The following is a 12,260-nucleotide window of genomic DNA, read 5'->3' as shown; positions in this document are numbered from 1 at the left end:
TGGGCTACCCGGTTTTGTTAGCCAGCATAAATAAACGGTCATTATTATGTTAAAGGTCTCTTTAATTGCTACGGTTTACAATGAAGCCAGCAATATTGAAAAGTTGCTGAACAGCCTGCGTGAGCAAACGCGCCGCCCGGATGAAATAATAATTGTGGACGGTGGTTCAAAAGATGGCACACCTGACAAAATCCAGCAATGGGTTGAAGCAAACCCGGATTTGCCTTTGAAACTGATTATCGAGCAGGGCGCAAACATATCACGGGGGCGCAATCTGGCGATTGCCGCCGCTTCTCATGAGATTATCGCTACCACTGACGCAGGGGTGCGCTTGCTGCCAAGCTGGTTGGAAAAACTGGCGCTATCGTTTTACAGTAACCCAAACGCGGTATCTTGCGGCTTTTTCCGTGCCGATCCCACCGCAGGTTCTGTTTTTGAAATGGCAATGGGCGCAACTGTATTACCCACTGTGCGCGATATTAAGCCAGAAAAATTCCTGCCAAGCAGTCGTTCGGTAGCATTCTCGCGTAGCGCATGGGAAAAGATTGGCGGCTACCCGGAATGGCTCGATTATTGCGAAGACCTGATTTTTGATTTGAATTTGTTAAAGGCGGGCTATCCCTTTGTCTGGCAACCTGAAGCAGTAGTGCTGTTTCGACCCCGAAGCAGCCTAAAAGACTTTTACGTACAATATTACCGTTATGCGCGCGGAGATGGCAAAGCCGATTTATTCCTGAAACGCCACATATTGCGCTATCTAATCTATCTGGTGTTCGCCCCGCTAATGATATTTTTGGCGAGACGTTGGAAACCATTTTGGCTGGTATTATTACTTACTGGCGAGGGATATGTCTTTAAACCACATCGCCGGCTGATTCTTGGCGAAATACAGGGTTGGCAAAAATGGACAACGCAAAAGAAAATACAGGCACTCTTGCTAGTCCCGCTGATTCGCCTCACCGGAGACGTAGCAAAAATGATAGGCTACCCGGTTGGGCTATTATGGCGTTTCAGTAATAGAAATAAGAAGGATTAGAAGATGAGGCAAAGCCGCTTATTCGGTTTAACATTGCGCGAAACGCCCGGCGAGGCAGATACTGCCAGTCACCAGTTGTTGCTTAGAGCGGGTTATATCCGACAAGTTGGAGCGGGTTTGTATTCATACTTGCCGCTTGCTTACCGCGCAATCCGCAAAATTGAGCAAATTATCCGCGAGGAGATAAATGCTATCGGTGGTCAGGAATTATTGATGCCGGTAGTGAACCCAGCCGAACTGTGGAAAGAAACCGGACGCTGGTATAGTATCGGCGGGGAACTGGCGCGTTTCAAGGATATTGCCAACCGTGATATGGTGCTAGCAATGACCCACGAAGAAATAGTGGGCGACCTGATTCGGCGCGAGATTCGCTCTTATCGACAGCTTCCGCAATTGGTCTATCACATTCAAACCAAGTTCCGGGATGAATTGCGACCTCGCGCCGGGCTTATCCGTACCCGCGAATTTATCATGAAGGATAGCTACAGCCTAGATACAGATGAGGAAGGGCTTGATTTGCAATACAAAGCACATTACAAAGCCTACTTCCGCATCTTTCAACGGGTGGGGTTGCCTGCCAGCAGCGTCAGCAGTGACGTGGGTATGATGGGTGGTTCACAAGCACATGAGTTTATGTATCTAACCCCCATTGGAGAAGACACCCTGATAATTTGTCGCGCATGCGGTTGTCGCGCTAATCGTCAGGTTGCCGCTTTCCAGAAACCAAATCCGCCCCATGAAGAAGCCTTGCCAATTGAAAAAGTTTATACGCCCGGCACAAAAACCATCGAGGCGCTGGCAAATTATCTGCAAATCCCCGAAACTAAAACCGGCAAAGCGGTCTTTCTGGTGGCAACATTGGGTGAAGAACGGCGCGAACGGTTGGTTATGGCAATCGTGCGGGGCGATATGGAAGCGAATGAAACCAAAATTTCCAACGCTATAAAGGCAGTGGAATTACGCGCCGCTCGTTCGGAAGAGATAACAGTGGCGGGCGCAGTACCGGGTTATGCCGGGGCGCAAGGGGTAGATGCAATAATCATAGCGGATGATTTGATAACTCGTACACCCAATCTGGTAGTGGGAGCAAACGAGGAAAATTATCATCTTAAAAATGTAAACTACGGGCGTGATTTTACTGCCGATTATGTTACTGACATTGTGGCGGCGGGCGGAGGCGAAACATGTCCGAATTGTGCCGCATCACTAGAAGCGGTGCGCGGGGTGGAAATAGGGAATATTTTCAAGCTAGGCACACGCTATAGCGGTGCATTCGGCGCAAATTTCCTCGACCGTGACAGTCAGTCCAAACCGATTGTGATGGGTTCTTACGGAATCGGGGTAGGGCGATTGCTGGCGTGTGTCTGTGAAGAGTTTCGCGACGAAGCGGGTTTGAAATTGCCGATTTCGGTTGCGCCTTTCGAGGTTCATCTAGTTATGTTAAGTAGCAATAAACCGGAAGTTGGCGAAACTGCCGAAAAACTTTACCACGATTTGCAAGCTGCCGGGTTGGAAATTCTATTCGATGACAGACCAGATGCGGCTGCCGGGGTTAAATTCGCCGATGCCGACCTAATAGGGCTGCCGCTTCGCATTGTAGTAAGCGACCGCTCTCTGAAAGCAGGCGGAGTAGAGTTTAAACTTCGCGCTGCTGCTGAGCGTGAGAATGTGCCTCTCGATACCAGTGTTATGAAAGCGCGGTTGCTTATAGACAATCTTTATCAGGATATTAAGACCGCGATGCAGGAAGTAGAATTTGATACAAAGTAACGGGGAAATAAATCATGGGAACATTCTTGTCTTTGTTCCGGGCAATCAACGTGGGTGGAAATGCTCAGGTAAAAATGGCTGCCCTCAAGGAATTGCATGAGGTTCTTGGATTCACCAATGTAACAACCTATCTGCAAACGGGCAATGTTGTATTTGATAGCGAAGAAACCAACCCGCACCAACTCGCCGAACGCATAGCAAATGAATTTGAAAAAAGGTTTGGCTTCCGTACCGAGGTTATGATACGAACTCAGGCGGAATTAAAAGAAACCTTCCACAACAACCCATTCCATAACCAACCGGAAAAAGAGACAAAATGGATAGTGGCAATGTTTCTTTCAGATGCGCCGGATAGTCAGGTGGTAGAAGGGTTTTTGTCCAGCTTTTCCGGCGTTGAAAAACTCTTTATAGCGGGCAAAGAATTGTATATTTATTACCCAGAAGGGATTGGTAATTCAAAACTTACCAACGCGGTAATCGAAAAAAAGCTAAAGGTAACCGGAACCGGACGAAACTGGAATACCGTAACAAAATTAGCGGAAATGATGCAGCGTTGAAGGGGGTTTTTCGGAAAATCCCTTCATAACCACCCTTATTTATGGTACTGCTCATAGCAATGCATCTGTTCCGCGACCAGTTCGGCGATCAAACCAAAGCATCGATTGGCAGTAGGAGGAAAAGTGGTATGAAGTTGGTAGAAATTGCCACCGCCCGCAGTGGAGATAAAGGCGATAATTGCAATGTGGCGCTTTTTGTACGCACGCCCGAACTCTACGAATTGATCAAGCGGGAAGTTACCGCCGAACGGGTAAAAGCGCATTTCACCGGAATTGTAAAAGGTGAAGTGGAACGTTACGAAGTACCAAATGTACTGGCACTAAACTTCGTTTTGCGAAATGCGTTAGGGGGCGGCGGCACTCGTTCGCTCGCATTGGACAGCCTTGGCAAGACAATGGGCGCAGCACTGCTACGAATGGAAATCCCAGACGCTTAATTCGCGCCGAGAGTGCGCAGATAAATTACCCGCTTGCCGGGTTTCTGCGGTGCTTCGTTTTGGGCCTGCTCTATTTGCCGTAACTTTTCTTCGGCAGCACGGCTGGCTTCGTTCAAACTAGGATTGCCTGACCCAAGTGCGGTGTGACCATCCAACCATATGCGACTAGCCTCATGTTTGTCCGATAGTTCAGGACGGCTCAGAATTAACTGGTACATTACCGCTTCCAACCGCAAGGGGTCATTCATCATTTCTGAAGGCAGGGCATGCCCCGATTGAGTTAAGAAATCAGTGAATTGGAGCAAGTCACCCTGACGCAGAGTATGTTCAAGCTGGGCATCGTATAGAATACCACGCGCCTGAACTTCTGCTCCGGCAGGCTGCTTCACCACCGTTATTCTGAATTTCTTCTCGCCATCGGCAGGCTTACCACAACTAGCCATAACCTTTATCTCCGGCGCGAGAGCATTGCCTCCGCATAGGTCGCGAGGTATTCTTCGAGACCTAAGTCAATTAACTTCTTTTTGTCACCCAGCCTCAGCGCCATCAATTCCGCAGAAGTGAGGTCGTACTTTGGCAGCCATTCATCGGGCTGGAAAATGACTTTGCGACGAAAAATTTCATCGCCCATTGCAATATACACGATTTCTTTAAGAACCCGCAGGCTCATGAGAATGTAGTCTCCTTATAGCGTGATTCGATTGAAAATAGATGTGTATCTCTTCACAAGCGTGTTAATTATAACATAGTATCCCGATATAAATCAGCATTATTCGGGTACTATCGCATGTTCACCAACTGAAAACCAACTCATTACAAAGAAGAGCCATGATTCGATTCGAATCATTCATTTTTTCACCGAGATTATAGCATGAATGTGCTAATATATGCTATAATTCCGCTACGCATTTTAGTTCTAATCGACTTAACCGCGAAATCTGGAGTAAAAAAGCATGCCAATGGGTATAACCCATCGAACCATAAATACTTTCGTCAGCGTGCCTTTAACAGGAATGGGTTACCTACAGCTACACCGTACCACTTTGGAATGTGCTGTATTCTTGGGTGGGTACACTTTCGCCACTTTTTTGATGAATCCCGACCTTGATCTGGAAAGTGATGGCTATAAAAGCTGGGGACTCATGCGCTTCTACTGGTGGCCTTACCAGAAAGCTTTTGCACACCGAAGCTTTTTTTCACATTTTCCGATAATCAGTACCATTCTGAGAATAGTTTATTTACTGTGGTTGCCGATACTACTGCTCTACTTTCTAGGCGCAGCTATTCAATCTAGTGTCCGAGAAACTGTTTTTGATTGGGTTCCGGGTGCATTTCCCTATTTGATTTTCCTTGTTGCCGGGATGATGTTCAGCGACACCTTACATTTTTTTCTGGATATTACCAGCACAAATCTCAAAAAACTGCTACATTTTGGAAAGCATAGGGAGAGTTTTTTCGAACATCATGGCGAATCTAAACGGGGAAGGGGCAAGGGTTATCGGCGCAATTCAGGATATGGTTGGCGTAACACAGCGCGAAGGCGTTAGCGCGTAATTGTTGTAACGGTGACATCAATTTTTTTCAGATACCCGGAAAGCCGTAAAACCGGAAGAAATACCGAGTAGTTATCTCCTTTTACTTCATAATTCTCGAATAGCTGACCTTTTGAAACATAGGCAAGCAACGTCCCCTGTTCGGAATAAACAGGTAGATTATCCTGATTAACTATCAAGGCAGTTACGCGATCTTGAGGCTTTTCTCGTTGTGCTAACGGTGGTCGGGCATCAAGAAATTTTATGATGCCATCGGCAAGCCCTTGTGCAACCGCTTCCTGCCGATTGAGTAATACATTTCGATCTGAGGAATTGGTGAGATAACCCATTTCAATGATAGCAGCCGGAGTAATTTTGCTAATCGAATTTACACGCCGCCGATTATTAAAGGCATAATAGCCTGTCATATTACGAGTAATACTATCGCTTACCCCTAAGCCCGTTAGTTTGCCATAAGCATTGAAAATATTCCCTACTAGCGCATCATCGGTAACCGGAATGGCACTAAAACGACTGCGTGCGATCTTATAACCGCTGGCACTTGCTCCGGTGGAGGCATCGGTATGAATGGCTACAAAAGCATCGGCAGTGTACCCCGCAGGTACTGTGGCGGGCAAGATTTCAACTGTGATGCTATGTGCAGTGAGCAACGCAGCCACGCGCTTTGTAACCTCTAGATTCAAATCCACTTCGCGAATACCGCCCCCGCTGCCTCCGGTCTGGGAACGCAAGCTGGCAAATTCGTCAGGGAGTTGCTCAATTTGATAATGCCCAACCTGAAGAGCCACAAGAGGAGTATTATTCAGCCCGAAATTCTGTTTAAGCGTAGGGTCTGGTTGCGAAATCCGAGGGAGAGGATTCAGCACCGGAATTTTTGGAACTCCATTAATGCGGGGTAAGTCTGAAAGCGCCGGCAAAGGTGTTGCCTGAATTAGCGGTTCTGAGGCTTCTTGGTCGCCGGGCGTAGAAACAGCTTCAGGAGTGGCAACTATAGCAGGAGTGGGTTCTACAGTGACGGTAGGAGCTATGGTAGGAACTGAAACAGTCGATGGGCGGGTCACAACCAAAGTAGCTTGGATAGTTGCGGAAGTTGATGGTTGAGGAGTAAAAGTGGGTTCTGGAACTCCCGCAAGTGTATTTGTTCCACAACTAACTAAAAGAAGCGCCAGTTGTATTAAAAGAATCAGGATTCCATATTTTTTAAGGGAGCAGGCTTGTTTCATTAATTAGACTTCATGCTACATTCAGGCAGGAGGTAGAAAAGTTCCATCCTCGGCGCGTGGGAAAGGTAACACCGCTATAATCGCTTCCCGATTCAAAGCACCGTATATATGGGGAAATATCCTAGCATTATCCTCATATTTGAAAGGAGAAGTTAACTTTTCCAAATCTAGTAATAGAGCGTAAAAAGGACGGGGATCACCCTTATAGAAACGATTACCGGTATCAGCTAGGTTTTGTTCGCCATCGGTGCAATGAATAAATTCCTCGCGCCCGGCTACCATAGGTTCAGGGCGATATGGCTTATCCTGTGATTGGGCTTCAAAATACTCACACGGAACCATGTGATAAGTAAAACTCAAGAGGGTATTACTCCTGTCAGAAATAAAAAAATACGCCAGAGTGGGCTCGAACCACCGACCTTTTGCTCCGGAGGCAAACGCTCTATCCACTGAGCTACTGGCGCGTATAAATAGATAATAACACGAGAGAATCTAACTAGTCAACAAACTACCAGTGAGCCGGCTCAGCGGGGCGCAAATTCGGTTTATTCTCTAGGATACGTTTGAGGTTTACCAGAGTCTCGACGGTGGTTTTTTCTACATCTTTCTCGATCAGCATTTTATCTAAAAGCCAACCAAGAGCACGACCGGGCAAGGAATAGTCACTGGTAAATTTCACTTTAGTTTTAGTGGTATCGACTACACTGAATTCCCAAGTGGAAACACTCTTAACGCCATGCGTGCTACGGGAAACAAACCGTTTGTTAAGCTCAAATTCAGTGACTTCAAGCGTGGTTTTGATAGTCATACCCATATAGTTACCAGCTGCTTCTACTTTTGCACCTAAACCTTGTGCAAGTTGGGAAACTGGTACAAATTTGGTAAATTGAGGAGAATATTTAACAGTGTTATTAGGGTTAGTGACATAGTCAAAAACCACATCAATTGGAGCATCAATGTCTATAGACCTGCTGATCTCAGCCATGACTACTATTAAAACTCCTCTACAGGGTTTGCCGCATGTAGAAGCGACACATTCTCGCATTAGCCAATATTATACACCCAAACAAATGATTTCACCATAATCCCAAGATTTACATCCAAAGCCGCATGAGATTTTCAAAAGGCTACTCCATTCTCTTCGATGATATTATCTCATCTTGCCATGTTTAACAAATTTTTGCTGTGACTCTAGCTACCTACAATGAAAATCATACAAGCTAATCGCAAATTAATACGAGTGTAGATTCGTATTTGGGTATTATACAGATAATAAATACATGCTGTGAGAAGAAAGCGCGGATTTTCTTCTCACAGCATGCAAAGAATCTTACTTATTTAGATAATTTTCCAATCAAACCGTCTTACCGAACGTCTCTAATCCTTTCGGCAGGGCAGTCGATTTAATTGGGGATTCGTTCCTTTACCAAGTCTGCGAGTGCACCGATATAGAGCGGGTCGAGATTGAGCGCGGGAGGGCGTTCCAACCTAATACCGAGACTGCGTGCCAATGCCTGCGCCTTTATGTCTATATCAAATAAGATTTCTACGTGATCACAGACAAAGCCGACCGGAACACTGACAATATTTTTGATGCCTTTTTCCGCCAGAGCCTTAATATGCTCCTCAAGTTGTGGACCAAGCCATGGTTCAGGAGTACGTCCGGCACTCTGATAACTCCAACTCCACTGGCTTTCCGGCAAACCCGCTGACGCTGCTATTAAACGAGCGGTTTCGAAAAGTTGATCTTGGTAGGGATCACCCATTTTGAGGATGCGTACTGGTAGGCTGTGAGCACTGAAGATAACATGAACGTTATCCCGTTCTGAAACATCCCAGCGTGACAATCCGTCTTGAACTCGCTCTGCCAACGCCTGAATATACTTTGGAGCGCTATTGTAGCTATTTACAAATTCAAACTCGATATCGCCCCCAAACATTTCCAATCCGGCGCGCACTTTTTCTTGGTATTTTGCTACACTCATAATACTGTAGTGAGGGGCAAGGGCAATCGCAATAGCTTTCTTAATCCCGTCTTTGATCATATCACGAACGGTTTCTTCCATCCATGGCGACCAGTGACGCATACCAATATATACCTTATAGCCATCCCCTAGCTCATTCTGAAGCGCTTCTGCCTGTTTTGTAGTTATATCCAAAAGCGGAGATTTGCCGCCAATCTGAGTGTAATTACGAATCATTTCGTTCAAAACGGCTTTGGAGGTTGGCTTGCCACCCCGAATGTCGGCAAGATAACCCGGCAAATCATCGAGACTACCGGGACCACCATAAGCCATTAGCAGCACACCTATAGTCGAGGTTTGCATTGCCGTCACAGGGCTACCTCCACTTTAGCAGTCTGCTGATGGACATAATCAGCCAACCGCTTTACCATATCAACCGAAGTTCCCTGCAAGATGCCGTGACCAAGATTGAAAATGTGACCGGGTCGTCCGGCGGCTTGCTGCAAAATCAGATCTGTGTTAGCCTGAAGTTCCTCCCAAGGTGCTTTGAGCATAACGGGGTCAAGATTACCCATAATAGCTTTATCGTAACCGATTTCTTCCCACGCTTTGTCCAACCGAATGCGCCAATCTACCCCTATGACATCACTACCCATACCTCGAATCTCTTCAAGTAAGCTGGCAGTTCCGGTGCTGAAATAGATTACAGGCACTCCGGTTTTCTTGGCTACTTCGATGAGTTGCTTATTATAGGGTGCCGCATATTTAGCATAATCACGCGGGCTGAGCGCCCCTGCCCATGAGTCAAAAATTTGTAAAGCGGAAGCACCCGCCTCAACCTGTTTTACCATAAAATCACTTAAAACGGTGACTATACGATCCATCAAACGTTTCCAAGCAGCAGGCTCAGAATACATTAATGCCTTGGTGAATTCATAGTTACGAGAGCCAGCACCTTCAATGGCATAACTCGCCAGCGTAAAGGGTGCGCCTATAAAACCAATCAAAGGGATGTTGCGAGGGTTAAGTTCTGCTGTAACCATGCGGATAGCGTTGAGGACAAACGGCATGGTTTCCTCGGTAGGGGGAGTAGCCAATCGATCAATATCACGGGTAGTACGTACCGGATTATCGATCTGTGGTCCCTCGCCTTTAACAAAATCCAGGTTAATACCCATCCCAATAAGGGGGGTTAAAATATCGGCGAAAATGATAGCTGCATCGAGGTCAAAAGCGTTGATAGGTTGGAGAGTAATCTCGCAAGCCAGTTCCGCTGAACGCAGGGATTCAAGCATGCTGACTTTCTCACGAATAGCACGGTATTCCTGCATATAGCGACCTGCCTGCCGCATAAACCAAACCGGAGTAGCATCGGTAGTTTCCCGACGGCAAGCTCGAATAAAGCGTGTCTCATTTAACATTTAGTTATGTCCTCCTGATATTTTATCGACTCATTTTATCATAGGAAACCAAAGGTCAAATAGTACGTAGTAAATACTACAAGTTTGTTATTTTATTATCGAATCTTCCCTTAAAAATTTTCCTAATGAAAAATCCTCCTTCTCAATGTAGTTCGATAAGGAGGATTTTTGCTCCATGCAAAAATAAACTGGGAAACAAAGCGGGCTAAAAGCGGGACTTATTTAACCGCAGCAGTCTTTCGTTGCGCAAATAGAACTGGGGGTCTTACCCAGAACATCAAAACGCCATCCACCAAAGCATGCAACGCCACCACTGTCCAAATGTCAGCAGTGAAATAGTAATAGATACACCAGCCCACCACAATAGTAATTTGCACAAACGGCATCATACGTCGCAAAGGTTGTAATTTCGGATTGGCGCTAAAATGCGGCGGAATCAAACGTGCCCAAAAGAAGGCATGGATAAATCCACTGTAGAAGATGAAGCCGAATAAACCAAAAATAAAGTTGACGATATTTAAATCCCCAAACACAAGTTTTGACAAGTTGAACAGTAGATTATAGCAACCCAGAAAAACGAAAGCTTCTATCGCACCGTTAACTATCACAAAGATTGTTGAGGAAACCGGGGCTATAGGTCGCCCATTACCACTCGAAACCATCATATAGGGGATTTGGGAAAGTATTGTTGTTACCAATGCAACCAAAGCTAACCACCCATAATTTTGCCAAGCAGTTGCAACGCGCCAACTTGAAATATCATTCCAGAGTAGAGCGAAACCTACCACAGTACACAATACCCAATAAACCAGTAGGGATAAGTTGGTGTGTTCAATCTGTGGGCGACTGCCAATGTGTCTAGTTTGATCCAGCCCGTGAACTTTTGAAGAACTTTGTTCCATTTGCACGATCCTTCTTTTGTGTGTGTAATGCGAAAACAGCTAAATTTTGCTTAGAATAGCACAAAAAAAAAAAGAAATCATGAACCTATGCTACATCTCAAACTTATTAATAAAATTCATTTTATATGGTAGAATCCCGTTATAACCTATTAGCAATCTGCCAATGAAGTCAGGGTAGTACATGTTTGAAAACTTTGAGCAGCAATTAATAACAATTGGACTTAATACTATTAAGCTTAGAAAAGGGGGAGCAGGACCACCTTTACTCTTACTGCATGGTTATCCTCAAACCCACGTTATGTGGTATAAAGTCGCCCCGAAGTTAGCTCAACATTTTACACTTATAATCACTGACTTGAGAGGCTATGGTGATAGCTCTAAGCCTGAAAGTGATCCAGAACACGCCACTTACTCGAAAAGGGCAATAGCTACCGAACAGGTTAAGGTTATGGAAACGCTTGGTTTCAAGGAATTTTATGTTGCCGGACACGATAGAGGGGCGAGAGTAACGCACCGAATGGCATTGGATTATCCTGAAAGAGTTAAAAAGGCTGCTCTACTGGATATTGTCCCTACTTCCACTATGTACGCCAGCACCGACAAAGAAGTAGCTACAGCTTATTATCACTGGTTCTTCCTTATTCAACCATTCGATTTACCTGAAACCTTGATAGGAGCTAACCCGGAATACTATTTGCGTAAAAAAATAGCACAATGGAGCAGAAATCCTAACTCGTTTTCTGAAGAGGCATTATCCGAATACCTGCGGTGTTTTTGCCAACCTGCAACCATCCATGCTACTTGCGAAGATTATCGTGCCGCTGCTTCTATCGATCTTGAGCATGATAAGCAAGATAGCTACAAAAAAATTGCCTGCCCACTGCTGGTACTGTGGGGGAATAAAGGCTTTGTAGGTAAAAAATATGATGTGATAGCGGAATGGCGCAAAAAAGCGATTAATGTACAGGGGACAGGATTACCATCCGGTCATTTTTTACCGGAAGAAACACCGGAAGAAACATACCAAGCACTAACCAAATTCTTTTTGTAATACAGGATTGTTACATATAGCAATTTGGTGACGTTTCGTAATGTGCATCTTAAGGTTTTTCTGGTTAGATTATAGTTAGACATTAAAATATTTACAGAAGGGTTTTACTGTAGCTGCCCTCCCGAAGATTTAAAGGCTGTAACATAAAAGTTACTTCCCTACTTCCGGACAAATATTTCAATCGTTACGTTGATTAATGAGGTTAAGTATAGTGTGATTTAAATGAGGTAGTACGTCATTTATCTTGCAGTTATAGAACCTGTAATAATTTTTTAAAACTGTTAGCTATATCATAGTACCATGGTACTCTATAAGTCTAAAATGATAAGAAATCCGCTCAAATTAC

The 12,260-nt window shown here is 45.1% G+C and carries 14 protein-coding genes and 1 tRNA gene; 6 read left to right on the top strand and 9 right to left on the bottom strand.

Annotated elements, in window-relative coordinates:
- Positions 1–46 precede the first annotated feature (46 nt).
- The 4 genes from OZ401_RS18505 (at position 47) to OZ401_RS18490 (ending at position 3,800) form a co-directional block, all read left to right on the top strand.
- The gene (locus OZ401_RS18505; RefSeq protein ID WP_341469999.1) at positions 47–1,036 is read left to right on the top strand and encodes a glycosyltransferase; all 990 of its coding nucleotides are present in this window, start codon (positions 47–49) and stop codon (positions 1,034–1,036) included.
- Positions 1,037–1,039: 3 nt separating this feature from the next.
- Entirely contained in the window at positions 1,040–2,806 is a 1,767-nt protein-coding gene (locus OZ401_RS18500) for a proline--tRNA ligase (protein ID WP_341469998.1), read from the top strand.
- A gap of 14 nt (positions 2,807–2,820) precedes the next feature.
- On the top strand, positions 2,821–3,363 hold the full coding sequence (locus OZ401_RS18495) for a DUF1697 domain-containing protein (protein ID WP_341469997.1): 543 nt from the start codon (positions 2,821–2,823) through the stop codon (positions 3,361–3,363).
- 128 nt (positions 3,364–3,491) lie between these two features.
- Positions 3,492–3,800, top strand: a complete 309-nt coding sequence (locus tag OZ401_RS18490; protein ID WP_341469996.1) for an AtuA-related protein — start codon at positions 3,492–3,494, stop codon at positions 3,798–3,800.
- Here OZ401_RS18490 and OZ401_RS18485 read toward each other — a convergent pair.
- Positions 3,797–4,243, bottom strand: coding sequence for a hypothetical protein (locus OZ401_RS18485; protein ID WP_341469995.1), 447 nt, complete (start codon positions 4,241–4,243; stop codon positions 3,797–3,799). The genes OZ401_RS18490 and OZ401_RS18485 overlap by 4 nt on opposite strands.
- Positions 4,244–4,248: 5 nt before the next feature.
- A complete protein-coding gene (locus OZ401_RS18480; RefSeq protein ID WP_341469994.1) occupies positions 4,249–4,470 on the bottom strand; it encodes a hypothetical protein in 222 nt (73 codons plus the stop codon).
- A 283-nt stretch (positions 4,471–4,753) separates the two neighbouring features.
- Here OZ401_RS18480 and OZ401_RS18475 point away from each other — a divergent pair, with 283 nt between their 5' ends.
- The gene (locus OZ401_RS18475; RefSeq protein ID WP_341469993.1) at positions 4,754–5,347 is read left to right on the top strand and encodes a metal-binding protein; all 594 of its coding nucleotides are present in this window, start codon (positions 4,754–4,756) and stop codon (positions 5,345–5,347) included.
- Here OZ401_RS18475 and OZ401_RS18470 read toward each other — a convergent pair.
- The 7 genes from OZ401_RS18470 to OZ401_RS18440 form a co-directional block, all read right to left on the bottom strand.
- On the bottom strand, positions 5,344–6,576 hold the full coding sequence (locus OZ401_RS18470) for an N-acetylmuramoyl-L-alanine amidase family protein (RefSeq protein ID WP_341469992.1): 1,233 nt from the start codon (positions 6,574–6,576) through the stop codon (positions 5,344–5,346). The genes OZ401_RS18475 and OZ401_RS18470 overlap by 4 nt on opposite strands.
- A 21-nt stretch (positions 6,577–6,597) precedes the next feature.
- Positions 6,598–6,936 (bottom strand): DUF952 domain-containing protein, encoded by a 339-nt coding sequence (locus OZ401_RS18465; RefSeq protein WP_341469991.1) that lies wholly within the window; start codon positions 6,934–6,936, stop codon positions 6,598–6,600.
- 31 nt (positions 6,937–6,967) lie between these two features.
- Positions 6,968–7,040 (bottom strand) — tRNA-Arg (locus OZ401_RS18460).
- A 44-nt stretch (positions 7,041–7,084) separates the two neighbouring features.
- Positions 7,085–7,561 carry an SRPBCC family protein gene (locus OZ401_RS18455; RefSeq protein WP_341469990.1) on the bottom strand — a complete coding sequence of 159 codons (477 nt, stop codon included), beginning with the start codon at positions 7,559–7,561 and terminating at the stop codon, positions 7,085–7,087.
- Positions 7,562–7,979: 418 nt separating this feature from the next.
- Positions 7,980–8,903: a ferrochelatase gene (gene hemH, locus OZ401_RS18450; RefSeq protein ID WP_341471839.1), complete on the bottom strand. Its 924-nt coding sequence runs from the start codon at positions 8,901–8,903 to the stop codon at positions 7,980–7,982.
- Positions 8,904–8,908: 5 nt separating this feature from the next.
- Entirely contained in the window at positions 8,909–9,961 is a 1,053-nt protein-coding gene (hemE, locus tag OZ401_RS18445) for a uroporphyrinogen decarboxylase (RefSeq protein ID WP_341469989.1), read from the bottom strand.
- Between the two features lie 218 nt (positions 9,962–10,179).
- Entirely contained in the window at positions 10,180–10,863 is a 684-nt protein-coding gene (locus OZ401_RS18440; protein ID WP_341469988.1) for a hypothetical protein, read from the bottom strand.
- A gap of 181 nt (positions 10,864–11,044) precedes the next feature.
- Between OZ401_RS18440 and OZ401_RS18435 the strand changes: the two genes are divergently transcribed.
- Positions 11,045–11,914: an alpha/beta fold hydrolase gene (locus OZ401_RS18435; protein ID WP_341469987.1), complete on the top strand. Its 870-nt coding sequence runs from the start codon at positions 11,045–11,047 to the stop codon at positions 11,912–11,914.
- Positions 11,915–12,260: the final 346 nt, after the last annotated feature.

It is taken from the genome of Candidatus Chlorohelix allophototropha (assembly GCF_030389965.1).
Taxonomy (GTDB): Bacteria; Chloroflexota; Chloroflexia; order Chloroheliales; family Chloroheliaceae; genus Chlorohelix; species Chlorohelix allophototropha.
This window is presented reverse-complemented; position numbering and strand designations above follow the sequence as displayed.

What these genes read in the sequence shown, in the direction of transcription:
- hemE (WP_341469989.1), bottom strand. Translation starts at nt 9,961, where the DNA reads ATGTTAAATGAGACACGCTTTATTCGAGCTTGCCGTCGGGAAACTACC.
- OZ401_RS18440 (WP_341469988.1), bottom strand. Translation starts at nt 10,863, where the DNA reads ATGGAACAAAGTTCTTCAAAAGTTCACGGGCTGGATCAAACTAGACAC.
- OZ401_RS18475 (WP_341469993.1), top strand. Translation starts at nt 4,754, where the DNA reads ATGCCAATGGGTATAACCCATCGAACCATAAATACTTTCGTCAGCGTG.
- OZ401_RS18435 (WP_341469987.1), top strand. Translation starts at nt 11,045, where the DNA reads ATGTTTGAAAACTTTGAGCAGCAATTAATAACAATTGGACTTAATACT.
- OZ401_RS18480 (WP_341469994.1), bottom strand. Translation starts at nt 4,470, where the DNA reads ATGAGCCTGCGGGTTCTTAAAGAAATCGTGTATATTGCAATGGGCGAT.
- OZ401_RS18495 (WP_341469997.1), top strand. Translation starts at nt 2,821, where the DNA reads ATGGGAACATTCTTGTCTTTGTTCCGGGCAATCAACGTGGGTGGAAAT.
- hemH (WP_341471839.1), bottom strand. Translation starts at nt 8,903, where the DNA reads ATGCAAACCTCGACTATAGGTGTGCTGCTAATGGCTTATGGTGGTCCC.
- OZ401_RS18490 (WP_341469996.1), top strand. Translation starts at nt 3,492, where the DNA reads ATGAAGTTGGTAGAAATTGCCACCGCCCGCAGTGGAGATAAAGGCGAT.
- OZ401_RS18500 (WP_341469998.1), top strand. Translation starts at nt 1,040, where the DNA reads ATGAGGCAAAGCCGCTTATTCGGTTTAACATTGCGCGAAACGCCCGGC.
- OZ401_RS18455 (WP_341469990.1), bottom strand. Translation starts at nt 7,561, where the DNA reads ATGGCTGAGATCAGCAGGTCTATAGACATTGATGCTCCAATTGATGTG.
- OZ401_RS18485 (WP_341469995.1), bottom strand. Translation starts at nt 4,243, where the DNA reads ATGGCTAGTTGTGGTAAGCCTGCCGATGGCGAGAAGAAATTCAGAATA.
- OZ401_RS18505 (WP_341469999.1), top strand. Translation starts at nt 47, where the DNA reads ATGTTAAAGGTCTCTTTAATTGCTACGGTTTACAATGAAGCCAGCAAT.
- OZ401_RS18470 (WP_341469992.1), bottom strand. Translation starts at nt 6,576, where the DNA reads ATGAAACAAGCCTGCTCCCTTAAAAAATATGGAATCCTGATTCTTTTA.